The sequence below is a fragment of the Streptomyces sp. NPDC059008 genome, assembly GCF_042749045.1.
Taxonomy (GTDB): Bacteria; Actinomycetota; Actinomycetes; order Streptomycetales; family Streptomycetaceae; genus Streptomyces.
In genome coordinates this window covers 117913-140902 of record NZ_JBHYJC010000001.1, presented here as the reverse complement: position 1 = coordinate 140902, position 22990 = coordinate 117913, and the positions used below count along the sequence as shown (strand labels likewise).

20 protein-coding genes are annotated in these 22990 nt (G+C 71.6%); 10 read left to right on the top strand and 10 right to left on the bottom strand.

Annotation, left to right across the window (positions count from 1 at the left end; genetic code table 11):
* Window position 1 precedes the first annotated feature (1 nt).
* The 3 genes from ACFWZH_RS00660 (at window position 2) to ACFWZH_RS00650 (ending at window position 3501) form a co-directional block, all read left to right on the top strand.
* Window positions 2–472: a hypothetical protein gene (locus tag ACFWZH_RS00660; protein ID WP_384424086.1), complete on the top strand. Its 471-nt coding sequence runs from the start codon at window positions 2–4 to the stop codon at window positions 470–472.
* A 190-nt stretch (window positions 473–662) separates the two neighbouring features.
* Window positions 663–1895: a multiprotein-bridging factor 1 family protein gene (locus ACFWZH_RS00655; RefSeq protein ID WP_384424085.1), complete on the top strand. Its 1233-nt coding sequence runs from the start codon at window positions 663–665 to the stop codon at window positions 1893–1895.
* Between the two features lie 787 nt (window positions 1896–2682).
* A complete protein-coding gene (locus tag ACFWZH_RS00650; RefSeq protein ID WP_384424084.1) occupies window positions 2683–3501 on the top strand; it encodes a hypothetical protein in 819 nt (272 codons plus the stop codon).
* Window positions 3502–3814: 313 nt separating this feature from the next.
* On the opposite strand, the gene ACFWZH_RS00645 is transcribed toward ACFWZH_RS00650, so the two are convergent.
* Together ACFWZH_RS00645 and ACFWZH_RS00640 are read right to left on the bottom strand one after the other, a co-directional pair.
* On the bottom strand, window positions 3815–4546 hold the full coding sequence (locus tag ACFWZH_RS00645) for a response regulator (protein ID WP_384424602.1): 732 nt from the start codon (window positions 4544–4546) through the stop codon (window positions 3815–3817).
* Window positions 4547–4763: 217 nt separating this feature from the next.
* Window positions 4764–5996, bottom strand: a complete 1233-nt coding sequence (locus ACFWZH_RS00640; protein ID WP_384424083.1) for a sensor histidine kinase — start codon at window positions 5994–5996, stop codon at window positions 4764–4766.
* Between the two features lie 494 nt (window positions 5997–6490).
* Here ACFWZH_RS00640 and ACFWZH_RS00635 point away from each other — a divergent pair, with 494 nt between their 5' ends.
* From ACFWZH_RS00635 to ACFWZH_RS00625, 3 genes are all read left to right on the top strand, one after another.
* Complete coding sequence (locus ACFWZH_RS00635; protein ID WP_384424082.1) at window positions 6491–7132, top strand: 4'-phosphopantetheinyl transferase superfamily protein; 642 nt, start codon at window positions 6491–6493, stop codon at window positions 7130–7132.
* A gap of 242 nt (window positions 7133–7374) precedes the next feature.
* Complete coding sequence (locus tag ACFWZH_RS00630; RefSeq protein ID WP_384424081.1) at window positions 7375–8103, top strand: transglycosylase family protein; 729 nt, start codon at window positions 7375–7377, stop codon at window positions 8101–8103.
* A gap of 177 nt (window positions 8104–8280) precedes the next feature.
* A complete protein-coding gene (locus ACFWZH_RS00625; RefSeq protein ID WP_384424080.1) occupies window positions 8281–8655 on the top strand; it encodes a hypothetical protein in 375 nt (124 codons plus the stop codon).
* A gap of 85 nt (window positions 8656–8740) precedes the next feature.
* Here ACFWZH_RS00625 and ACFWZH_RS00620 read toward each other — a convergent pair whose 3' ends face one another.
* Window positions 8741–9148: a hypothetical protein gene (locus ACFWZH_RS00620; RefSeq protein ID WP_384424079.1), complete on the bottom strand. Its 408-nt coding sequence runs from the start codon at window positions 9146–9148 to the stop codon at window positions 8741–8743.
* A 149-nt stretch (window positions 9149–9297) separates the two neighbouring features.
* Complete coding sequence (locus tag ACFWZH_RS00615; protein ID WP_384424600.1) at window positions 9298–9585, bottom strand: hypothetical protein; 288 nt, start codon at window positions 9583–9585, stop codon at window positions 9298–9300.
* A gap of 84 nt (window positions 9586–9669) precedes the next feature.
* On the opposite strand from ACFWZH_RS00615, the gene ACFWZH_RS00610 reads away from it, so the two are divergent.
* The 3 genes from ACFWZH_RS00610 (at window position 9670) to ACFWZH_RS00600 (ending at window position 13216) form a co-directional block, all read left to right on the top strand.
* Window positions 9670–10839 carry a site-2 protease family protein gene (locus ACFWZH_RS00610; protein WP_384424598.1) on the top strand — a complete coding sequence of 390 codons (1170 nt, stop codon included), beginning with the start codon at window positions 9670–9672 and terminating at the stop codon, window positions 10837–10839.
* A 33-nt stretch (window positions 10840–10872) separates the two neighbouring features.
* Entirely contained in the window at window positions 10873–11613 is a 741-nt protein-coding gene (locus ACFWZH_RS00605; RefSeq protein ID WP_384424078.1) for a PP2C family protein-serine/threonine phosphatase, read from the top strand.
* An 88-nt stretch (window positions 11614–11701) separates the two neighbouring features.
* Window positions 11702–13216: a protein kinase gene (locus ACFWZH_RS00600; protein WP_384424077.1), complete on the top strand. Its 1515-nt coding sequence runs from the start codon at window positions 11702–11704 to the stop codon at window positions 13214–13216.
* Window positions 13217–13283: 67 nt separating this feature from the next.
* Here ACFWZH_RS00600 and ACFWZH_RS00595 read toward each other — a convergent pair whose 3' ends face one another.
* From ACFWZH_RS00595 to ACFWZH_RS00570, 6 genes are all read right to left on the bottom strand, one after another.
* Window positions 13284–14846 (bottom strand): serine/threonine-protein kinase, encoded by a 1563-nt coding sequence (locus ACFWZH_RS00595; RefSeq protein WP_384424076.1) that lies wholly within the window; start codon window positions 14844–14846, stop codon window positions 13284–13286.
* A 178-nt stretch (window positions 14847–15024) separates the two neighbouring features.
* A complete protein-coding gene (locus tag ACFWZH_RS00590) occupies window positions 15025–16416 on the bottom strand; it encodes an MATE family efflux transporter (RefSeq protein WP_384424075.1) in 1392 nt (463 codons plus the stop codon).
* A gap of 3 nt (window positions 16417–16419) precedes the next feature.
* Window positions 16420–17448 carry a cysteine synthase family protein gene (locus ACFWZH_RS00585; protein WP_384424074.1) on the bottom strand — a complete coding sequence of 343 codons (1029 nt, stop codon included), beginning with the start codon at window positions 17446–17448 and terminating at the stop codon, window positions 16420–16422.
* Between the two features lie 64 nt (window positions 17449–17512).
* Window positions 17513–18886 (bottom strand): Y4yA family PLP-dependent enzyme, encoded by a 1374-nt coding sequence (locus ACFWZH_RS00580; protein WP_384424073.1) that lies wholly within the window; start codon window positions 18884–18886, stop codon window positions 17513–17515.
* The gene (locus ACFWZH_RS00575; RefSeq protein WP_384424072.1) at window positions 18877–19905 is read right to left on the bottom strand and encodes an ornithine cyclodeaminase family protein; all 1029 of its coding nucleotides are present in this window, start codon (window positions 19903–19905) and stop codon (window positions 18877–18879) included. Before ACFWZH_RS00575 ends, ACFWZH_RS00580 begins: the two co-directional genes overlap by 10 nt.
* A gap of 29 nt (window positions 19906–19934) precedes the next feature.
* A complete protein-coding gene (locus ACFWZH_RS00570; RefSeq protein WP_384424071.1) occupies window positions 19935–20930 on the bottom strand; it encodes a TauD/TfdA family dioxygenase in 996 nt (331 codons plus the stop codon).
* Window positions 20931–21320: 390 nt separating this feature from the next.
* Between ACFWZH_RS00570 and ACFWZH_RS00565 the strand changes: the two genes are divergently transcribed.
* A complete protein-coding gene (locus tag ACFWZH_RS00565; RefSeq protein WP_384424070.1) occupies window positions 21321–22859 on the top strand; it encodes an ABC transporter substrate-binding protein in 1539 nt (512 codons plus the stop codon).
* Window positions 22860–22990 lie beyond the last annotated feature (131 nt).

Below are 22990 nucleotides of genomic sequence, written 5' to 3'. Positions count from 1 at the left end.
CATGGACTTCATCCTCGACCCGCCGAATGGTGTTTCCGCACTGTGGATCGGAATGGGATACGAGCAGGCGCTGGAAGTGATCTCCGATTGGGGAACCCCGAGCGTGTCAGGGCCTTATGCTCATACATCCACTGTGAAAATTCGTGTGGATTATCGCAGCATGGATATTCTTGCTCACCTCGAAGATGGAGAAACCGTTACTGCTATCGAGCTGTGGCGCTTTGAAGAAGATTCACCGGATGTACGGGTCCTGCTCGAAGGCGCTGACGTTTTTCGCACTCCGGCTCGCGAAGTGTTGCGGCAACAGGCTGAGCGAGGTCGCAGGGTTGACGAGAGCGACCCGGAGAACCCCGTGATTCCGGAAGTCACGCTGGCCTTTACCCGCGAAACCGGTCAAGACGTGCCCCGTGAATTGGACGGACTTCCCATGTACTTCACATCAGTACTTGTAGCAGGCGTGGACTATTACTGAGGATGCCCCGCCCTGAAGTCCTGGGTGTGTCGGCATCCGTAGCCGCAGTAATCCGCAGCCGCTCATTTGCCTAGGTGAGCGCGCCCACGGCCCTCACTGGGCGGCAGCAAGGCCAAGCAGCATGCACCTGCCCGCGCCTCCTTCCCAGCCGTACTCTGGCTAGGACGGCCACGCCACCGAGGGGGCATGCATGGATCTGTCAGACGAGCTCAGCACCGGCGAGCGGATCAGGGTTCTTCGGGAGTCGCGTGGCATGACGCGTGCCACGCTCGCCAATCTCTGTGGGAGAGGCCCTGACTGGCTGAAGAAGATCGAGACGGGGGAGCGTGAACTCCGTTCGCATTCACTGCTGTTGCGTCTTGGGGCGGCGCTTCAGGTCTCTGACCTAGCCGTTCTCACCGGGGGCAGTGAGGGAGGTCCCGCGCAGCTGGTCTCGCTCGGCAGGATGAACCATCCGGTGATGCCTGAGATCTTGGCTGCGGTGATGAACCGCTCTCTGACTGCGGCGGTCACGGGTCCCCCCGAGCCGGCGGTGCTGCAAGGCCGTGTCGACCAGACGTGGCGGCTGTGGCACACGTCCGATCGCAACCGCACTGAGGTAGGGGCCTTGCTGCCTGCGCTCATCCGCGACGGCGAAGACGCCGTGCGGGCTCATGAGGGTGAGCAGCGTCGTGCCGCCCTGGTGGCACTGTCCGACGTGTACCGGCTCACGGGTCAAGCCACCGCCTACGTGGCCCCCGCCGAGCTGGCGTGGGTCGTTGCCGACCGCGCCCTGTCCACGGCTCAGGACGCCGATCAGCCTGCTGCCATAGCCGCTGCGGCATGGAACATGGGCAACATCCTGCGCGAGACCTCGTATCCCGAGGAAGCGTTGCGCATCGTCGCCGAGGCCGGCGATCTCATCCGGCCGCACCTCGATGGCGCTCCGGACGACTGGCGCGGCATCTACGGTGCGCTTCAGCTGCATGCCGCGGTGACGGTGGCGCGGGAGGGGCGTGAGGGCGACGCGTGGCGGTACTGGGACAAGGGCGACCAAGTGGCGAAGTCCCTGCCCGCTTCGTACGTCCATCCCTCCACGGTGTTCGGTCGGGCCAACGTCGACTTCCACGCGGTCAGCGTCGCGACTGATCTGCGCAAGGCGCAGAAGGCTCTTGGACTCGCTGACGACCTCGACCCCGACGTGATGCCCTCCCGCGAGCGGCGCGCACGGCTGTGGGTGGAAGTCGCCCGAGGGCACCTCCAGCGTGGCGACCGGACCGCCGCGCTGCATGTGATGCAGAAGGCCCACCAGATCGGCGCGGAGACCGTCACCTACACCCCGTCCGCCCGCGTCGTGGCCGCCGACTTGTGGCGCTCCGCGCCGCGCGCGATGCGCAAGGAAGCCGGCCGGCTGGCTGAGGCCGTCGGAGTCCGTACCGTCTAACCAGGGGGACAAGCAGGGACAGGGGGACGGACTGTCCCCCTTCTTTGTTGCACGGGCCCCTACGGTGACGCACCTGCCTCCGCGCCAACCGAACGGGGTGACACATGGACAAGCATCTGGGCACCCGAGTGCACGCATCGACCTGCCGGGATGATCCGCACGTCATCGACTCCGTTACAGGGGAGATCCGCGTTCCGCTGGCCCTGTACTCCGTCGATGAGCACTGCGGCGCTGTTGACCTCGTTCTGTCGCGCGCGGACGGCGCATCGCTACTCGCCTCGCTTGTGGAAGCCCTCGGCTCCTGTGCGTATGTACCTCGGGCCCCTGCGCCCGGAGGTCGCGAGGTGACTGGCTGATCCGGCTTGAGGGCTTCGCGTACGCCCTGAGTCACCGCAGGCAAGCAAGACCCCCGCGACGCGCCAACGTCCGGGGGCGTGGCCATCAACCCCTGGGAGGTTGACGACATGGCGAAGACTATCGCCAGGATCTTCGAACCGCTGGTCCGGCTGTTATTGCCCGCGCGAGGGCGTCACCGGTCCGTTGGCTCTCTGCCCGGCGTGAGGCGTGGGGCGACATCGACATCGACCTTCATGGCTCCCCGCGTGCCCGGCGAGTGGACCGGGTTGCTGCGGGGCGAGGACACGGGCCTGATCCGGCCCTACGTCCTCACGCCGGAGGAACGACGAGAACGACGGTTGCAGCGTGGGCGGGGGCGGGCGCTGTGGCTTGCGGGGCATGGGATCGACGCCGGGCCGCGCCGCATGCACCGTGTGGAGGTGGCGGGCCGATGAGTCCCACTGGCACCACGCGACTCCTGCCGTGGCAGCGCCCGGATGGAAACCCGTGCTTCCTGGTGGGGGACGGGTCGGGGTTCGTGTCCCGTCTTGCCGATGAAATGGAGCTGGTGCAACTCGACTTGGCCGCCGAACTGATCGAGGAAGCGCGCCGTGTCCTGGACGCCCGCACCTGGACGCCGGGCGAAATTCACCTGCTGGCAGTCGAGTTGACCGCATCGCTGGTCGATGTGCGGCGGGTGGCGGAGAGCAGGGGTGCGCGTCTGTCCGTGCTGGGCGATGACGGTCCGGAAATGGGCGAGGCTGGGGAGCGCGACGGCCGCCCCGAAGAGCACGTGCAGGCGCCCCCCGACCCCCGCGACCTGGTCACTCCACCCGCTTTCGCAGGCATTACTCAGACGGTGTTAACCAACAACCCCGGCATGGACCGTGCCACCGCCGAACGCATCGTTGTCGAGGCGATCAAGTTCGAAGCCGCCTGCGCCCAACGGCCGCGCCTGCGCCTCAAGCCGTCCCGCGTGGTCGACGAGGGATGGCATGCCCTGATTCTGCACACCCGCGTAAAGGCTGATCTTGCGCGCAAGCTCGGTCTGTTCGTGCACCATGTGCCGGAACCCCCGGGTCCCGAGCGTCACGACCCCGGAGCCCTCGCCCGGACCCAGGACGCGATCCGGGCCGCCGGGTACGTTCCCGATCCGGAACTGTGGGCCGGCCCGACCGACGGCACGATTTCCGTAGCGGCGACCTGCGAGCATTCCGAGCCGCCACCTGCCGGGTGCGGTGCCGACTGCTCGAACACCGGGCCCAACTGATCCGACCCCCTGTGCCCGCTCCCCCAACGGCTCTACCGTCGTTGGGGGAGCGGAGGAGAGGCCGACATGAGCGAATGGATCAATCCGCAGCACGCGGCGACGGTGAGTGCGTACCGGAAGGCCGTCGACGCCGGCAGTCATCCTCGGCGGCCTGGGAGCAAGTGGGGGAGCCAACGGCGACGCCGACGGTGCTCAGGATGCGTGATGGTGGTGGATCCGGCTACCGGGACGGCCTACACGGTGATCTGCGCCTGCCCAGTCGGGCCGGAATAGGGCAGTGAGGGCCCGCCCACAGCCCACCCCTTCACCCCCACTACCCCCGAACCCCCACCCCGCACTGCTGCGCCAGGATCGCTGCCTGGACGCGGCTTCGTAGGTTGAGTTTGGACAGGATCCGGCTTGTGTGGGTTTTTACCGTGCCCTCGGCCAGGTTGAGGGTTTCTGCGATGGCGCTGTTGGCCAGGCCCTGGGAGATGCAGGCCAGGACCTCCAGTTCGCGTTTGGTGAGGGTGGCCAGGGCCTGGGCGGAGCCTTCGGGGAGGGTGGGGCCGGGGCCGGGGCAGGCCGACGGGGGGCGGTCCGCGAACTCGGTGATCAGGCGGCGGGCGATCGCGGGGGTGAGGAAGCCGTCGCCGTGGGCCACTTCGCGTACGGCGCCGACCAGGACGGCGGGCTCGGCGTTCTTGAGGATGAAGCCGCCGGCTCCGGCACGTAAGGCGCCGAAGATGTATTCGTTGAGGTCGAAGGTGGTCAGGACCAGGACCTCGGCGAGGCCGCGCTCGACGATGCGGCGGGTTGCGGCGACACCGTTGAGCTGGGGCATCTGGACGTCCATGAGGACGACGTCGGGGCGGAGTTCGGCGGCCATGCGGACCGCCGTCTCGCCGTCGCCGGCCTCGCCGACGACCGTGATGTCCGGGGCGGTCTGCAGGACCAGGACCAGTCCGGAGCGTACGGCGGCCTGGTCGTCGGCCACCAGGACGCGGATGGGCGGGGTGGGGTACGACGGCGGCTCGGCGGCCGGCGTCGGCGCGGCGGATGTCATCGGCGCGGGCGCCGGCATCGGCTCGGCGGCCGTGACAGGCGCGGGTCCTGCCGTCGGGCCGTTCGTCGCGTAGGCGTTCACTAACTCGTCCACCGGCTCCTCCACTTGCTGCTCCACCTCTCGTCCTCACCGCCCCCGTGCTGGTACCCGGAGTGGTTCCGCTCCGGGAGTCGATCTGTGTTGGTCCATGGGCTGCCCTAGGAGTTCATGGGCTGCCCTAGGAGTTCTGGGTCAGTGGCAGTACCGCCCGTACCCGCCAGCGGCCGGGGGCGGTGCGGTCCGGGCCCGCGTCGAAGACGCCGCCGACCAGGGCGGCCCGTTCGGACATGCCGGTGAGGCCGGCTCCGGCGCCCCTGGCCAGCCGCTCCACGGGGTGCTGCCGGGTCCGGGGGTCGGGGCGGGCCAGCGGGCTGTCGACGGTGATCGTGAGTTGTTCGGCGCCGGCCTGGCAGCGGATCCGTACCCGCCCCGCCGAGGCGTGCTTGAGGACGTTGGTCAGGGCCTCCTGCACGATGCGGTACGCCGTCACCTCGATGACCGAGGACACCTCGGGGAACTGGTCGGGGAATTCGGTGTCCAGCGTCAGGGCCGCGGCGTCGGCGGCCGGGCGGGCCTGTTCGACCAGCGCGCCCAGGGCGTTGAGCTGCGGGCGGTCCCAGTCGTCGTCCACGCCGCGGTCGGAGCGCAGCAGCACCACCATGCGCCGCATTTCGGCCAGTCCCTGCACGCTGTTCTCTCGGATCACGGCCAGGGCCTGCAGTATCGGGTCGTCGTCGGCCTTGAGCCGCACGGTGGACGTCCCTGCCGCGACGCCGTCGGCCTCGGCCGCCGTCTCCGCCGCCCGCTTGGCCTCCGTCAGGGACAGCACCGCGCTGGAGTGGATCGCGATCGCGCTGAGGTGGTTGGCCACCAGGTCGTGCAGCTCACGGGCCATACGGGTGCGCTCGGTCTGCAGGACGGTCTTGCGGTCCAGCTCCGCCAGCCGGTTGATCTGCGCGGCGCGTTCGCGCTCGGCGTCGGCACGTTCCTTGTGGTTCCTTATCAACAGCCCGGTCCATACCGGGGAGATGAGCAGCATCGCGACGATGACGCCGGTCGTCACCCCCTCCGAGCGGTCGCTGATGGCGACCAGGGTGACGGTGGTGGCGATGGTGACGGCCACGGTGCCGAACTGCAGGACCCGGCACAGCCACTGGGCGCCGTAGAGGGCGGCCGCGTAGAGGAGGTCCGTATAGATGAGCACGGGTCCCAGGCCGCCGCTGGAGGTCATCTCCACGGTGACGGTGACGGTGCCGACGGCGACCGCCAGCGGCGGCAGCGCGCTGCGGAACGCCGTCGCCGTACACAGCACGAGCACCGGCAGGACCGCCTGCCAGGCGGGTATGTCGCTGCCCATGACCCGGGGGCCGCCCAGGACATACAGAATCAGACAGCCGGCGAAGAAACCCACCGCCATTCTGAGGTCACGGAGCGGTATGGGCCGGCGGCGTGCGTGCGTACTTGTGAAAGGGCGTAACCACACACCAGGACAGTACTTCGGCGCGCTGCCCGTTCTCTTGGCCCTGGCGCCCGAATTTGGGGCGGTCTCCCGTACATCGAAGTATGTAGCCGTACATCAGCAGGAGGGATGACCCGCAGGCTCCGGAGGATCTGCAAACCTTGGGCTGTCTGTATCGATCGATGTAGGCGAAAAAGGGGGAGACACCATCTGTATGACGGGCCGCCACTCTCCCAGTGCGGCCTTGGCACCGTTCAACTGTGGAGGACGGAAAGTACGTGGAAACGAACGCCGCTCTTCTCGAACTCTGTCCGGAGCACCTTGACCAGGACGCTTCTGACCACCGGCACCACCAGCACTACCCGCACCACCGGGCCCCGGCCCGCCCCGCATCCCTCACTCCCGCGGGGCCGCCCGCTCGACCGTACCCGCATCCGCACCCGGGCGTGGCGGCCACCCCCGTGCCCATGTTCGTCGTCCCCGTGGGTTCCCCCTCCGCCGCGTCCTCCCCGCGCGGCGGCACCAAGGGCACGCTGTCCCCGGACAACTGCCTGGGCCTGAACGGCCATTCCAGAGCCACCCTCGACACCGCCTCCCGCCGCTGGCTGCTGGCCAGGCTCCCCGACCGGGTGAGCACCGCGATGGCCGCCGCCGGCCACTGGGAGCTGTACGGCACCCGTGGCCTGCTGGTCGTGGCGTGCGGTGACGACGCCCGCCAGATGGGGTTCTCGGTGGAATCCGTCCGCCGTGACAGCTGCCCGCCCGACACCCCGTACGAGGTGCTGACGGCCCGGGAGTCGCAGCTGGCGGCGAGCTGCCCCGCCGACGAGCGGGAGCGTCTGATCACCCGCTTCTGGGTGCGCAAGGACGCCGCCATGCAGGCCGTGGGCCGCGGTCTGTCCGTGTCCCCCGAGCGCATCGAGGCGGGTTTCGCCGCCGACCACGGTACGGTCACGGTGCCCGATCCCCTGGGGCTCGAAGTCCGGGTCTCGGTAAGGAACTTCGCCTTCTCGGCCGCTTACGAGTTCGCCGTGGCGACCCCCGAACCGCTTCCGCTCACCCCGTCCTTCGCCTATTCGGTCACGTAATTGTCCGTTTCCGGCCGAGTCCGCGACCGTACCGCCGTCAATTCCCCAGTGGTGGCCTGAATTCGGTCCTTGACGTTCTATCGGGGCGACGGCTCAGGCAATGGCCCAGCCGGGTGAATCGCCCGCATGTCGCGCTCTCCCGGCATGCAGAAAACCATATTTCCGGGTTAGTTGGTGTGTGCCCATCGTCGTGGCGTGCACTGCGCCGTGGCGCTGCCGGAGCACTGCGGAGGATGCCCGTGATGCCGTCGCCCCTCGCCAAGCGGTCCGCCGAATCGGTCCTGTCCGTGCTGCTGGCCGTGCTGGGCATCTTAGGCCCGGCCGGTCCGAGCGCCGCGCAGGACGTGCCGTCCGGGTCACCGGTGCCCGACTGGGAGCGCATCGCCGCCTGCGAGAGCAACGGCCGCTGGCACATCAACACCGGCAACGGCTACCACGGGGGCCTGCAGATCGCCCTCAGCACCTGGCGCGCCTACGGCGGCCGCCGCTACGCCCCGCGGGCCGACCTCGCCACCCGCGCCGAACAGATCGCCATCGGCCGGCGCATCGTCCGCGACCAGGGCCTGTCCGCCTGGCCCAACTGCGGCCACGCCGCCACCCGCACCACCCAGCAGTCCCCCGCGAACGCCGGTAGAGACGGCAGAGACGGCAGGGACGGCAGGGACGGCAGGGATGGTGGACAACGGCGGGAGTGCCGCCGCGAGAGCGCCGAACGCAGCGAGAGCGACGAACGGAGCGAGAGCGACGAACGGAGCGAGAGCGACGAGCGCACTGAGCGCACGGAGACCGCCGAACGCACGGAGACCGACGAGCGCACCGTGACCGCCGAGCGCAGCGACTCCGCCGCACGTACCGGAACCTCCGCACGCAAGGACACCCCCGACGGCGCCGGGACCCGACAGGAGCACAACGAGCACCGGCTGCCCGAGGGCCCGGACCACCTCTACCCGGGGCACCAGCTGCGGGCCTGAACGGGGCGGCCGGTCGCCGGTCCCTGACCAACCGGAGGGCCGTCATGGTGAATCCGGTGGTCGGAGAGGGTGAATACGGGCAACGGGCCGTTCCTCAGGCTTGGTGGAGACCGGCCCGCCCGGTAGCAAGTCCGCGGGTGACCAAACCGCGAGGTGCAGGAGCACACAGTGAAGAACATGGCACGCGTCAAATATGTGATCGCAGGAGCTTGCGGCCTGCTCCTGGCCGTCGGTGGGGCGTCGCCGGCACAGGCCTGGGACGGGTTCGACGGGTACGGCGACGGGGTGTGGAACAGCGACACCATCGCCAGCTTCCACGCCGTCCTCCGCTGCGGTCCCCGGGCCAAGATCTGTGTCAACGGGCCGGTGAACAGCGGCAACGTCAAGTACGCACAGAACGTCGACCTCAAGGGCAACCCGAACAACAGCGGCAGCCCGACCAACGTCAACGGCAACACCAACGACGACGCCGGCGGCACCACCGGCGCCGAGAACAAGACCAGCAACGACGTCCAGCACATCGGACGGGGCAGCAGCTCCACGCACTTCTGACGCTCGCGCGAGGCGGCCCCGCTCCCGGAACGTACCGGGAGCGGGGCCGCTTTGCCGGGCCCGCCGGGAGCGTGCCCGCTCGGTCTCAGTGGTGCAGGCCGAGGATCTTCTGGATGTGGTTGCCGCTGCCCTGCGAGGCGCCCTCGACCGAATTGGCGCTGTTGGTGGAGCCGTTGGTGCTGGACAGGTTGCCGCTGTTGTTCGGGTTGCCGCGGTTGATGAAATTGCCGCTGTTCTTGCTGTTGCCGCTGCGTACCGGGCCGTTGATGCAGGGGTGCGGCGCCTTGCGCACCGGCGACTTGTAATTGAAGTCGGCGAGGCGGTTGTTGCAGACCACCCCGGAGATCATGCCGGTGACGGTGCCGACGTCCGCGCCCGCCACGGCCGACAACAGGGATTCGCCCGGGACGGTCACGGCCTGCGCGGCCCCGGCCCCGAACAGCACCAGTCCGCATGCCCCGATGACACTTCCCGCCTGCGCAATTCTTCTCACGGTGCTCCTCGCCTGTTCATCGTTTCGATGCCAGACGTATCGTGCTGCCGTTGTCCATCCGCATCGTCGTTCAACCCGCAGGGAATAAAACGCTCGAAGCCGAGAATCAGCCGGGTGGCCCAACCCTTCCGCAGAGCACCGACCCCTCCTCAGAGCACCAGCCGCTCCGGCATCGGCTGCTCCACGCCGTCCAGCTCCAGCGTGCAGCGGGGCACGGACGGGACGAGGTGCGGCTGGCGGAGCAGGACGCGGAAGGGGTGGGCGGGCTGGTCGGGCAGCTCGCCGGCCAGGACGTTCATCCCCGGACCGTGCTGCCTCTGGTAGGCGATCACCTTGCCGTTGACCAGCACCTCGATCTCCCCGTCGCGGCCGGGGCCGACGTTCACGGTGATCGAGTGACCGCCCTGGTCCAGGTGGAAGTGGTGGCTGTGCCCCATGACGCACCTCCGGCAGTACAGCGCTCCCGTCATTACGTCCAGCGTAGATTCCGCGAGCGACAATTGGGGTGGGTGAGGACGACGATGAACGGATCGGTCCGGGTCGGACAGGTTGTCGGCGTACCACTGCGGATGCACTGGAGCGTTCCGCTGCTGGTGGGACTGTTCGCGGTCGGACTAGGGCGGCAGGCCCTGCCCGCCTGGACCCCGGGCCGCTCGGGTGCCGTCTACGCCCTCGCCGGTGTCGTGGGAGCCGCGCTGCTCACCGGCAGCCTGCTGCTGCACGAGGCGGCGCACGCCGCGACCGCCCGCCGCAAGCAGATCTCGGTCGAGGACGTCACGCTGTGGGCACTGGGCGGGATGACGCGGATGGGGCGGCCCAAGACCGCCGCCGCGGCCTTCCTGGTGGCCGTCAGCGGCCCGCTGACCAGCCTGGTCATCGGCGGCGCCGCGCTCGGCGCGGGTATCGGCCTGCAGCTGCTGTCCGGCTGGGCGGAGATCCCCGCGGTGGTCGCGCTCTGGCTCGGCTGGGCGAATCTGTTCCTGGGCGTGTTCAACCTGCTGCCCGCGGTGCCGCTGGACGGCGGGCGGGTGGTGCAGGCGGTCCTGTGGTGGCGCACCGGTGACCGGGAGCGGGCCGATCTGGCGGCCTCCCGCAGCGGCCAGGTCATGGGCGTGCTGATGGTGGCCGTCGGCTGGATCTCCGTGCTGCGCGGGGCGCCGGGCGGGCTGTGGATCGTCTTCGTCGGCCTCTTCATCATGATCGTCGCCGGTGCGGAGCGGCGCCGGGCCACGCTGCACACCGCACTGCGCGGCATACGGGTCGCCGACGCCATGACCAGCCCGGTGGTGACGGGTGCCGACTGGCTGTCCGTCCAGCGCTTCATCGACGAGGTGGCGGTGCCCTCCCACCACTCCGCGCTCCCCCTGCTCGACTTCGAGGGCCGCCCCAGCGGCGTCGTGCAACTGCGCAGGCTCGCGGTGGTACCGCCGGCCGAGCGGGAGGAGCTGCGGGTGCGCGACGTGGCGACCCCGCTGTCCCAGTGCGCGGTCGCCGCCCCGGACGACCTGCTGAGCGAGGCCCTCGAACGCCTCACCCTGCGGACCGGCACCCGCCTGCTGGTCGTGGACGGGGGCCGGCTGGCCGGGATCGTCACGGGCAAGGACGTCTCCCGGCTCATGCGGCGGCACACCCTGGGCGGCGGGGGAGCGCCCGGCCCGACGTCCGGTCCGAGGACCGAGCCGGGCGACTGAGCCCGACGACGCAGAGAGGCGGCGCATCCAGCCATGCGGTACATCACCGTGACGGCCCTCAGCCACCCCGGCCTGCTCCGCGACCACAACGAGGACAGCCTGGTCGCCGGCCCGTGGACGCTGTGCGGCACCGTGACCGAGAACCCGCAGACCCTGGTCTTCCCGCTCGGCACCCCGCTCGTCGTCGCGGTCGCCGACGGCATCGGGGGCCAGCCGGGCGGCGAGGTGGCCAGCGCCCTGACCGTACGGCAACTGGCCGCGCTCGGCCCGTCCCTCAGCAGTGAGAAGGCCGTCCGCGACGCCCTGAACCTGTGCAACCGGGCGGTGTACACCGCGGCCGGCCGCGACCCGGACCTGCTCACCATGGGGACGACGGTCGCCGGCGCGGTCGTCCTCGCCGAGTCGCTGCTGGTCTTCAACGTCGGTGACAGCAGGGTGCTCGACGCGACCGGGGACGGCCTGCGCCAGGTCAGCGTGGACGACAGCCCGCCCCTGCCGCCCGGTCGCCGCACCACCTCCCTCGTCACCCAGGCGCTCGGCGGCGCCTTCCGCTTCAGCGCCATCACCCCGCACGTCACCACCGCTCCGCTCACCGCCGGCGACCGCTACCTGATCTGCACCGACGGTCTGACCGACCTGGTGCCCGAGGACGAGCTCGACGACCTGCTGCGGGCCCACGAAAACGGCCGGGCCGCCTTCGAGCTGTGGAAGTCCGCCATCGAGGCGGGCGGCCCCGACAACATCACGCTGGCCCTCCTCGGCATCGGCGAGTGACCCGGCACCGCCCCTGGTCAGGGGGAACCCGGCCGCGCTCCAGTCCGTCTTCCGCCGTGTTGGTGTTTTCGGCCCGGGGAGGAATCCGGTGGAGCACAGAATCCTGGGGGAGCGCTACGAGCTGGTGGAGCAGCTCGGGCAGGGCGGGATGGGGACGGTCTACCGGGCCGTCGACCGCCGGCTGCGCCGTACCGTCGCGGTGAAGACCCTCTCCGCCGAGCTGGCGCTGCAGCCCGAGTTCCTCGCCCGGTTCCAGCGCGAGGCGCACGCCGCGGCGGCGCTCAACCACCCCGGTGTGGCCACCGTCCACGACGTGGGTGAGGACGCCGGGGGCGGCTCGGCCGAGCCGTACCTGGTGATGGAGTACGTGGCGGGCCGGACCCTCGGCCAGGTGCTGAAGGACGGCGCGCTGCCGGTGGCGCAGGCGGCCGACATCGTGGGCCAGGTGCTGGCGGCCCTGGATCACAGCCACCGGCACGCCATCGTGCACCGGGACATCAAGCCCGCGAACGTCATGCTCACCGACGGCCGGCAGGTCAAGGTCGTCGACTTCGGGATCGCCAAGGCGCTCAGCGAGGCCGTCACCCGGCTGACCGGAACCGGAGTGGCGGTCGGCACCCCCGCCTATCTGGCCCCGGAGCAGATCAACGGCGCCGAGACCGACCACCGTACGGATCTGTACGCCGTGGGCTGCCTGCTGTACGAGCTGCTGACCGGGCGGCCCCCGTACACGGGCGACTCGCCGTTCTCCGTCATGCACCAGCATCTGGCCGCGGAACCCGTGCCGCCCTCCCGGCTGCGCCCGGAGCTGCCGCCCGCCGTGGACGAGGTGATCGTCCGGGCGCTGCGCAAGGACCGGGCGGATCGCTTCGCGGACGCCACCGCGATGAAGACGGCGCTCGCCGCGGCGGTCGCGGCGCAGGCCGTCCCGCTGCGGACCCCCACCACCGTCGACCCCGCGGCCGGGGCGGCGCTCGCGGCACCGTCCGGCGGTGAGCGGGCGGCCGGCGGTGGGCAGCCGTCCAGTGGCGAGCAGCCGTCAGGTGAGGGGCAGCCGTCCGGCGGTGAGCGGGGGGCCGTCGAGGGGCAGGCCCCGCCGGCCCGGCGCCGGAGCCCGGCGCGGGTGGTGTTCCGGCCGACGGCGGAGGGCGCGGTGGCACTGCTCGGCTGTCTGCTGACGCTGGTGATCTCCCGGGCCGACGTGATCGAGGTCGGCCGGTTCTCCCAGGTCGCCCTGCTCGCCGGTGTGGCGGGGGCGGTGCTGCTGCTGTGGTCGGCGCGGCTGGCGTGCGCGGTGGTGTGGGGGCCGGTGGCGGAGGCCGTGGCGGTCTGGTCCGAGCTCGCCCGCGGCTACGTCGGCTGGGACACCCACTACGTCATCATCGCCCTGGTCCTGGGCGTCGTCGCCGCGCTCTGCCTCGCCGCCGGCTACAAGGACGAACGCACCGGCGGATTCCCGCTGGTGGCGTTCTGGTTCACCGGTCTGGGGTCGGTCTGGTTCTTCCTCGACGACCTGAACAAGATCGGCGTCTTCTACGTCCTGCTCCTGGGCGTCACGCTCGCCGTCGGCACCCAGGTCCTCAAGGCGCGCGTCCGGGCGTGAGGTCCGCCCGGCGGCGCGCGGGGCGGGGACGCCGGGCCCCAGGCGCGAAGGCCCGGGAGCACAGCCCCTAGGCCCGCAGCCGGATCCCCTTGACCGCGTTGTCGAAGACCGTCCGGTACTGGTTCCACTGGGCGTTCGGCGCGGAGAGGTAGACCACGTACTGCGTGCCGTCCGTGCCGCTGAAGGACAGCTCCACGGCGCGGAAATCCCGGGCCTGGCCCGGGAAGGTGAACTCCCAGTACCCGGCGGGCCGTCCGCGGAAGGTCGTCGGGCCCATCCGGACCCGCTCATAGCCGGGGTTGTCCCGGCGGGTCTGCTCCTCCTCGGTCTCCTCCCAGTGCCGCACCGGATCGGACCCCGCGAACTCCACGACGTCGACCCGCAGTCCCACCAGCCGGGTCGGGTCGACGTAGGCGACCTCGCCGCCGGGCACGTCCTTGGGCATCCAGCCGTCCGGTACCGGCACGGAGAAGCCCTCCCCGGCCTTCTCCAGGTGGTAGCCGGCGGGCAGCGGTGGCGGCGGCGAGGGGCTGGGGCTCGGGCTGCTGGAGGCGGAGGCGGGGGCCTTGGACGGCGCGCTCGCCGTCGCATCGGTCTCGCCCCTGGGCCACAGCAGGGTGCCGCCGGTCACGGAAGCGGCGACCGCGGCCGCCACCGCCAGCCACAGCGCCGCCCGGCGGCGCCGGCCCCCGTGCGCCGGGGGCACGGGGCCCGCCACCGGCTCCGGACGCGTGGCCGGGTCGGCGGGGGAGGGGAAGGCGGCGGGGGCGGTGGGGACGATCCCGGGCCCCGACGGGGCCCCGCCGCTCGCTCCGGCCGCGTCGGCCAGGAGGCGTTCGGCCTCGTGCGCGTCCATCCGCCGCCCCGGCTCCTTCACCAGCAGCCCCTCGATCACCGAGGTCAGCGGGCCGGCGTTGCGCGGCGGGTGGTACGCGTCGACGGCGATCGCGTACGCCGTCTCGATGGCGGTGTCCCGCTGGAACGGGTGGCGCCCCTCGACCGCCTGGTAGAGCGTCGCGCCCAGGGACCACAGGTCGCTCGCGGGGCCGGGCTCGGCGATGCCGGGCCGCAGGCGTTCCGGCGCGAGGTAGTGGATCGACCCGACCAGCTCGCCGGTCTTGGTCAGCGTGGTGGTGCCGGACTCCACGGCGATGCCGAAGTCGGTGAGGACGATGCGCCCGTCGTGCCCGAGCAGGACGTTGGCGGGCTTGACGTCCCGGTGCAGCACTCCGACGCCGTGTGCGGCGCGCAGCGCCGCGGCCATGGCGCGGCCGATCCGGGCCGTCTCGCCCGGGGGCAGCGCGCCCTGCCGCTTGACCACGTCGCTCAGCGTGACCGAGGGGATGTACTCCATCACGATGCAGGGCAGGCCCTCGTCGTCGACGACGTCGTGCACCACGATCACGTGGGGGTGGGTGATCCGGGCGGCGCTGCGGGCCTCGCGGCGGGTGCGCTCGTGGAGCGTGAGGACCTCGTCGTCGTGCAGATGCGGCGGGACGTGCAGCTTCTTCACGGCGACGTGCCGGCCGAGCAGCTCGTCCTCGGCCCGCCACACGGTGCCCATGCCGCCGCGGCCCACCCGCTCCACCAGCCGGTACCGGCCGGCTATGAGCCGCCCCAGATCGGACACCGTCAGACCTTCCCCTTCATCGCACGCCTGAACAGTTCGCGGGAGCACCTTAGCCGGTGCGGGTGATCCGGCCACGATGGCGGATTTCCTGCGATCCGGCAGGGCGTTCCACGCGCCGAGACGCAACGGGTGGGGGACGGAGGCGCGCCGCCACCGCACGTGATGTCACGGTGGGTGATCAGGCCGGGATCCGCCGGCTCAGGTGGCCGGGCAGCTGCCTGTCGTAGCGGCGCAGGAGGAGTACGGCGGTGGTGGCCAGGCCGGTGAGCAGGCCGAGCCAGATGCCGAGGGTGTCCAGGTGCAGGGGGTAGGCCAGGAGCCAGGCCGCGGGCAGCCCGACCGCCCAGTAGCCGACGAGGGTGATGCGGAATCCGCTCCTGGTGTCGTCGAGTCCGCGCAGCAGTCCGACGCCGATGTTCTGCGCGCAGTCGAAGAACTGCAGGACGGCGGTGACGAGGAGCAGCTGGGTGGCGAGGGTCAGGGCCCGGTCGGAGCCGGCGTCGAGGAACGGCGCGAGGACGAGGTGGGGCACGGTCAGATAGCCGGCGGCGACGAGCGTCATGACGGCCGCCGCGCAGGCGAGCGCGGTGTTCTTGATGCGGCGCGCGTCGTCGGCGCGGCCGAGGGCGAGCTCCCGGCTGACGTGGATCGACGCGGCGTGGGAGAGGCCGACGGCGACCTGGAAGACGATGTAGACCAGCTGGTTGACGGCGGTGTGCGCGGCGAGGGCGGCGGGGCCGAAGGAGCCGGCCATCAGCGCGGTGAGGGAGAAGAACCCGGCTTCCGATCCGTACGTCGCGGCGATCGGTACGCCGAGGCCGACGAGCCGTTTGACGGTGGCCGCGTCGGCCCCGGCCGCGTGGAGCGAGAGCAGGGGGGCCAGTCGCCCGTCCCTGCGCGCCGAGGCGTACAGGGCGAGGAAGGACAGCAGGTGGACGGTGGTCGTGGCGACGCCGATGCCGGTCAGGCCCAGCCGGGGCAGCCCCCACACGCCGTGGATCAGCAGCCAGTTCAGGCCCGCGTTGACGGCTATGGAGGCCAGCGTGATCCGCAGCAGGGCCTGGGGGCGGCGCATGCCGACGGTGAACTGGCGGACGGCCTGGAACCACAGGCAGGGCAGCAGCCCGGGGGCCAGCGCGAGCAGCATGGTCCGGGTGCGGGCGACGACGGCGGCGTCCTGGCCGAGCCAGGTCAGGCCCTGGCCGATGAGGACCAGGACGACGGCGCCGGCGAGACCGGCGAGCGTGGCCACCGCCAGGCTCGCGCGGACGATCGCACGGACTTCCCCGTGCCCGCCGGCCCCGTCCCCCCCGTCCGCGCCCGCCCGCTCGGCGCGGGCCGCGGCGGCCGCTGTCTGGTTGCCGACGGCGGTCACCAGGCCGACGCCCATGGTGCGCAGCTGGTTGAACAGGACCAGGGCCAGACCGCCGGCCGCCAGCTCCTCGGTGCCCAGCAGGCCCATCATCACGGTGTCGGTGGTGGTCAGGGCGACTTGGGCGAGCTGGGTGAGGATGAGCGGGACGGCGAGCGTGGCCAGGGCGCGGCTGTCGCGCAGCAGAGTGGTCGGCATGGGTCAGCGGCTCCCGCGGAGCTTGCTCAGCAATTCTTCGATCTCCCGCTCCGCCGCGGGGTCGAGGAGGCCGCGGTCGTGCATCCAGGTGTCGTTGAAGACGGTGTCCAGGTACTTCTCCCCGCCGTCGTTGACGAGGGCGACCATGGTGCTGCCGGGCGGCAACTGCGGTAGCCGGACCAGTGCCTCGTGGACGACGCCGCCGGCGGAGCCGCCGATGAGCAGACCGGTGCGGGCGACGGCCCGGCAGGTGGCGAACGCCTCGACGTCGCCGACCTTGACGCCCTCGTCGATGAGGCGGAAGTCGACCAGGGCGCCGATCTCCGCGCCCTCGGGGGTGCCGGTGCCGGACTGGTAGTAGTCGTGGGCCGGGCCGCCGAAGGCGATCGACCCCTTGGGCTCGACGCCGATGGTGGTGAACGACGGCAGCAGCGTACGCAGTTCGCGGGCCGTCCCGCAGAGCGCGCCGCCGGTGCCGACCGCGCCGATCAGCACGTCGAGCCGGCCGTTGAGGGCCTCGTACAGCTCGTGCGCGACGGGGAAGTAGCCGACGCCGTTGCTGGGGTTGTTGTGCTGCTCGGTGAAGACGGTGTTGTCCCGGCCGCGGGCGAGGTCCTCGGCGAGCTCCTCCCGGGCGGCGGTGGCGAGTTCCCCCGTGCCGTCGTCGGCGACGTGGACGAGTTCGGTGCCCAGGGCCTTCATGGCGCGCAGCTTGTCCGCACACGCGTGGTGGTCGACGACGGCGGTGAAGGTGTAGCCGCGTTCGGCGGCGATGACGGCGAGGCCGAGGCCGGTGTTGCCGGACGTCGACTCGACGATGCGGCCGCCGGGCCGCAGCGCGCCGCGCTCCTCGGCGTCGAGCACCATCTGGCGGGCCATCCGGATCTTCGCCGTACCGGTGGGGTTGAACATCTCCAGCTTCAGCAGCAGTCGGCTGCCGGTCTCGGAGCGGGCCAGTTCCAGCAGCGGCGTGCGGCCGATGAGGTCGGATATACGGGAGACCACGGCGGGGCGGGACAGTGCTCCGGGCATCGGACTACTCCTGTGTTCGGGTACTCCTGCGAAGGGGGTGTACGGGCCTGGGGGGTGTCCGGGGTCAGCCGCGCTGCCGGTCCAGCCGCCAGCGCGGGCGCGGGCGCTCGGTGTGGTCGATGACGACCTTGGGCGGCAGCGGCAGGTCGTGGAAGGGCGATTCGTTGGAGTCCATCTGGTAGCCGGCCGTGTTGGGGTAGACCAGCAGGTCGCCGACGCGGGGCCGGCGGGGGAAGGGGATCTTCCGCCAGCTGAGCAGGTCCGACTCCAGGCAGGTGGCCGCGCCGACGCTGGCGGGGTGGATGCCGGCGGGGGCGTCCGGGTCGCGGGAGAGCAGGTGGGGGTCGGGCAGGTACTCGCTGTTGAACCACTGCTCGGACAGGCTCAGGCTGGTGCCGTCGACGGTCAGCAGCTGATAGCCCGCCCGGTCCTTGGCCCCCTGGATCCGGAACACCGTCGCGCCCGCCCTGTCCAGCAGGGCGCGGCCGGGCTCCAACAGCAGCGTGAGGCCGGCGTCCTTGAGCAGCTCGGCCAGGCCGCGGTGGTGCCCTTCGGGCCGGGCGGCGAGCAGGGCCCGCAGCGCCCCGGCTCCGGCGGCCGGGGAGTGGTAGGGATAGAAGTCGCCGGCGGTGAAGGACCTTCCCGCGTGGTAGTGCCCGCTGTGCTGCCCGGCGAGGAAGGTGCGCCAGCTGACGGCGTCGGTGTAGCTGACCGCCAGGCCGCCGCCGATGCTGATCCGGTCGGCCACCAGCCCCCGGGCGCGGGCCTTGAGGCACCGCTCGACCAGGCGCCCGGCCAGGTCGGCGCGGGGCTGTACGGCGTATCCCGACAGGTGGAAGCTGAAGCCCTCCATCCGCACCGCCCCGCCTGCTCGCGCACAGCGCTCCAGGGCGGCCTCCAGCTCGGCGTCGTGCAGGCCGAAGCGGCTGTGCGGCTGGGCCGGCGGCAGGCAGCGCAGCACCACCCGCGCCGGGCGGACCGGGTCCGGCCCCACCATGGCGAGCAGCGCGTCGAGTTCGTCGAGCGCGTCCACGGCGATCAGCGCGCCCTGCCGCACCGCCAGGCGCAGCAGGGCACCGTCCTTGGCCGGTCCGGTGACGACGAGGTGCTCCCCGCGGACCCCGTGCCCGAGGGCGTCCTGCAGCTCGCCGACGGAGGCGGTGTCGACTCCGGCGCCGTTCGCGGCGCAGCGCTCGCTCCACACGGCGGCCTTGTTGGCCTTCTTCGCGAAGTACACGAAGCCCGCCACGTCCGCGTCCGACAGCGCGGAGCGCAGGGCCCGCAGATTGGCGTCGAACGCGTCGGGCAGCAGGAAGTGGAACGGCCCGCCGAGTGCGTAGGAGAGTTCCGCCGGCAGTCCGCTGTCCAGCACCGCCCGGGTGGCGGGGTCGGGCAGGGCGGGCAGCGTCGGCCAGGCGGACGCTGTGCTCACCGCCACAGCGCCACCTCGGTTCCCAGGCCCCGCGCCAGCGCGAGCTGCGCGAAGCGGTGGCCGAGGGCGATGTCGGTGACGACCAGGCCGCTGTTGTACGCGAAGATCTGCTCCTTGTCCGAGCCCCGGCCGAGCGCGGCGCCGGCGAGCACGGCCGGCAACTCGGCGTCCACCGCCGGGAGTCGGCCGTCGGCGTCGGCCATGTCGGTGCCGGTGACGTTCATCTGCGCCTCGCTCGTGGCGACGACCCGGTCGGCCCGGTGCAGTGTCGAGGGGGCGAGTCCGTGGCCGACCAGGACGGCCAGCGCACCGGGCCGCAGCCAGTCGGCCTCGACGGCGGCGGGCGTGTGGGGCCCGGCGGTGGCGACGACGACGTCGGCGTCCGCGGCGGCGGCCCGCAGATCGCCGACGACCTCCACGTCGCGGTCGGGGAAGTGCGCGCGCAGCCGCTCGCGGACCGCGGCGATGCCGCCGGGGTGGGTGCCGGACAGCATCAGCCGGTCCAGGTCCGGCAGGGTGGTCAGCAGGAACGGCAGGGCCAGGCGGCCCTGGGTGCCGGTGCCGATGACCAGGGCGCTGCGGGCGCCGGGCGCCGCGCAGGCGCGGGCCAGCAGCGCGGAGGCGGCCGGGGTGCGCAGCGATCCGATCCGGGAGCAGTCCATCATCGCCACCGGCAGGCCGGTGACGTCGTCGTAGAGCGTGAGCGCGGTGTAGTAGTGCTGCTCGGTACGGCCCTTGTCCAGGCCGTGCTTGTACGAGGTCTTGATCGCGACGACGTCGCGGGAGCCGTCGCGGCCCAGCATCGCGTAGGAGACCGAGTGCCCGTCCGGTGGTTTGACGGTCAGCTTGCGGGGGTTGTCGGACCGTCCGGCGTGCAGGGTGCGGTAGGCGCTCTCCACGGTGGCGACCACGTCGCTCAGGGAGATGTCGATCCCGGCCAGGTCGGTGGTGGTCAGGATCCGCAGGTGCCGGTCGTCGCCGGGTATCGGGGGGTCGGCGGGGGCGGTGATCGAGGTGTCGGTCATCGTGTGGTGCCTCCAAACCGTACGAGTGGTCAGCTGGTGTGCGCTTCGAGGGCGGCCTGACCGTATCCGTGCTCACGGGCTTCGGCCAGGGGGCGGCTGCGGCGTCCGGGGACACGGACCGAGGCGCGTTTGAGCCACCGGTCGGTGCCGTCGTAGCGGGCCCGGAAGGGCACCCGTCCGTGCACCACCAGGTCGTTGTCGACGACGAGGACGTCGCCGGGGGCGAGCCGCACGGCGACCGACACCCGGGCGAGTTCGGCGGTGAGCCGGCCGTAGGCGGCCCGGTAGGCCGGGTCCGCCTCGTCGAGCGGGGTGTACGCCGGGTCGTAGCGCAGGGTCAGGCCCGCTTCGGCCGCGAAGAGGGCGGGTACCGCGGGCGGTGCCTGCTCGGCGTAGCTCTGCGCGGCGGTGTAGGCGTCGTCGGGGAGGATCGGCACCACGGGCCGGGTCAGCACGGCGATGTCCTCGTCCGCGAGGCGGGTCCGGCGGATGCTGGCGGCGGTGGTGGCGACGGCGTCGTGGTTGCGCAGGCAGCAGAGCATCAGCAGGTGTGCACGGCCCGGGTGGAAGGCGTCCTCGGTGTGCGGGCTGAGCAGCACGGTGCTGCTGGCACCGGTCTGCTCGCTCTCGTGCCCGGCCGAGGGGACGATGTTGTGGACGAACCGGCCGTCCTGCTGGCCCTTCCAGGCGAGGGGGTTGCCCATCACGGTGGCGAGCAGCAGCAGTTGGATGTCGTGGCGGGCCCCGCCGGTGCCGGCGGTGGCCCAGTGGCCGGGCGTCGGCCCGATGGCGTCGTCGTCGACGTCGATGCCGCGCAGGACGAACAGGCCGTCGGCGGTGTCGACGGGGCGGCAGTGGTGCCGCAGGGCGTCGCCGAACCCGGCGGCCGTCCGCTCGATCCGTCGCAGGAGCCGGGGAGAGGGGGTGGAGGTGCCGGATTCGGTGAGGATCTGCTCCGCGGCCTCGCGGAGTTCGCTCACGGTGTGCTCGTCGAGCTGGCGGACAGGTGCGGCTGCCGTGCTCATGGCATGGGTTCCGTTCCGTCGTTCGGCAGGGGGAATCGCGTGCTGTGGGGAGCCGCGGTCAGGGCTGCGCTGATCCGTGACGGGCAGGGCGGAGCGGCCGCTGCGGGGGCGGCCGGGGCGGTGGTTCACCGACGAACGGCCCGAACGCTAGACATCAGACTTAGGCAAGGCAACCCTTACTGGCCGGTCCGGTCGGTTTTTGGCTGAATCTCTGAGGGTCCGTCAAAAAGCAGGCACCGCACTCCACTTCGCCGGCACCTCTGTAAGTGGAACCGCGATTCGACCATCCGTTCATCGGCGCCGAACCCCTTGCGGTAATGGTTGTCATTAGGGTAGGCAAACCTAAGCACCCCCCAGTCGCCCCGAAGCGGATCGAGGACGAACGTGGACATGAACAGGCGTCAAGTTCTGTGGGCCGGTGGAGCGATAGGCGCGGCGGCGCTGCTGGCCGCGTGCTCGGGAAGCGGCGAGACCCCCGCCGGCGCCGCGGGCGGCAAGCCCCGGCGGGGCGGCACCCTCCGGGTCGGCGCCCTCGGCCGGGCCTCCGCCGTCACCCGCGACCCGCACGCCACCCAGGCCAACGAGAGCGACTACCTCGTCATCGCCCTCGTGCACGACACCCTCACCGCCCCCGGAGCCAAGACCAACACCGTTCCCCGGCTGGCCGCGCGCTGGCGGGCCTCGGACGATCTGAAGACCTGGCGCTTCACCGTCGCGAAGGGCGCGAAGTTCCACGACGGCAGCCCGGTCACCGCCGAGGACATGGCCTGGTCGCTGCGCCGGCTGCGCGCCACCCCCACCGGCGCCACCCGTCTGCCCGGCATCAAGGCCGAGAACATCAAGGCCGAGGGTGCCGACACCGTCGTCCTGGTCTCCGACTACGCCAACGCCGAACTGCCCCTGCTCACCCGCCTGACGACCTTCGTGCTCAAGAAGGGCACCACCGACAAGGAGGTGGGCAAGGCGCCCGGCGCCGGCCCGTTCAAGCTGGACTGGTTCCGCTCCGGCAACGCCCGGCTCGTGCGCAACGAGGACTGGTACGGCGGCGAGGTCCTCCTCGACGCCATCGAGGTCAAGATCTTCGAATCCCCGCAGGCGATGTCCAACGCGCTGCTCCAGGGGCAGATCGACCTCGCCTCCAACGCCGGCGCGGTGGCCGCGCGCACGGCGGAGAAGCGCAAGGACATCCAGATCGTCCGCCGCCCCGACGACATGGCGATGCCCCTGGTCATGCGGACGTCCGGCGGCCCCTTCGCGGACGCGAAGGTGCGCCAGGCGCTGCGGCTGGCGGTGGACCGCAAGGCCATGGTCAGGCAGGTGCTGTCCGGCTACGGCACCGTCGCCAACGACATCCTCGGCACCGGGGACCCCGCCTACGCCACGTCCGTCCCGCAGCGCACCCGCGACCTGGCCAGGGCCAGGTCCCTGCTGAAGGACGCGGGCTTCGACACCTCGAAGACGTACCGGCTGCTGACCACCGAGGACATCCCCGGCCTGGCCGAGTCCGCGACCCTGTTCGCCACCCAGGTCCGCGAGGCCGGGGTGAAGATCGACGTGGTCCGGCAGGAGTCCGCCACCTTCTGGGACAAGACCTGGCTCAAGGCCGATCTCTACACCACGTACTGGGGCACCAACGACTCCGTCGTCTTCTTCGCCAGCAAGACGATGGTCTCCGAAGCGGCCCAGAACGAGGCCGGCTGGAAGAACGCCGCGTTCGACGCGGCCTACCGCGAGGCCATCGGCACCAAGGACGCGGACCGGCGCGCCAAGGCGCTGAAGAGGCTGCAGCAGATCGAACACGACGCGTCCGGCTACCTGCTGTGGGGCATGGCCGACGGCATCGACCTGGCCACCGCCCCGGTGCGCGGCCTGCCCACCCTGCCCGGCTACGGACGTGTGCAGCTGGAGCGGGCATGGCTGGACCGCTGAGCGGTACGGCGAGCGGACCGGCCGGAGGGGGGTCGACCCCCCTCCCGCCGGTCCGGCCCCCCCCGTGCGCCGGTGTGGCGGCGGGCCCCCAGCTCGTAGATCCGGCCCCCCCGCGGCTGCCCCACGCCGGG

Coding starts and splice junctions, on each gene's coding strand:
- ACFWZH_RS00660 (WP_384424086.1), top strand. CDS start 2: ATGGACTTCATCCTCGACCCGCCGAATGGTGTTTCCGCACTGTGGATC.
- ACFWZH_RS00655 (WP_384424085.1), top strand. CDS start 663: ATGGATCTGTCAGACGAGCTCAGCACCGGCGAGCGGATCAGGGTTCTT.
- ACFWZH_RS00650 (WP_384424084.1), top strand. CDS start 2,683: ATGAGTCCCACTGGCACCACGCGACTCCTGCCGTGGCAGCGCCCGGAT.
- ACFWZH_RS00645 (WP_384424602.1), bottom strand. CDS start 4,546: ATGACATCCGCCGCGCCGACGCCGGCCGCCGAGCCGCCGTCGTACCCC.
- ACFWZH_RS00630 (WP_384424081.1), top strand. CDS start 7,375: ATGCCGTCGCCCCTCGCCAAGCGGTCCGCCGAATCGGTCCTGTCCGTG.
- ACFWZH_RS00625 (WP_384424080.1), top strand. CDS start 8,281: ATGGCACGCGTCAAATATGTGATCGCAGGAGCTTGCGGCCTGCTCCTG.
- ACFWZH_RS00615 (WP_384424600.1), bottom strand. CDS start 9,585: ATGGGGCACAGCCACCACTTCCACCTGGACCAGGGCGGTCACTCGATC.
- ACFWZH_RS00610 (WP_384424598.1), top strand. CDS start 9,670: ATGAACGGATCGGTCCGGGTCGGACAGGTTGTCGGCGTACCACTGCGG.
- ACFWZH_RS00605 (WP_384424078.1), top strand. CDS start 10,873: ATGCGGTACATCACCGTGACGGCCCTCAGCCACCCCGGCCTGCTCCGC.
- ACFWZH_RS00590 (WP_384424075.1), bottom strand. CDS start 16,416: ATGCCGACCACTCTGCTGCGCGACAGCCGCGCCCTGGCCACGCTCGCC.
- ACFWZH_RS00585 (WP_384424074.1), bottom strand. CDS start 17,448: ATGCCCGGAGCACTGTCCCGCCCCGCCGTGGTCTCCCGTATATCCGAC.
- ACFWZH_RS00575 (WP_384424072.1), bottom strand. CDS start 19,905: ATGACCGACACCTCGATCACCGCCCCCGCCGACCCCCCGATACCCGGC.
- ACFWZH_RS00570 (WP_384424071.1), bottom strand. CDS start 20,930: ATGAGCACGGCAGCCGCACCTGTCCGCCAGCTCGACGAGCACACCGTG.
- ACFWZH_RS00565 (WP_384424070.1), top strand. CDS start 21,321: ATGAACAGGCGTCAAGTTCTGTGGGCCGGTGGAGCGATAGGCGCGGCG.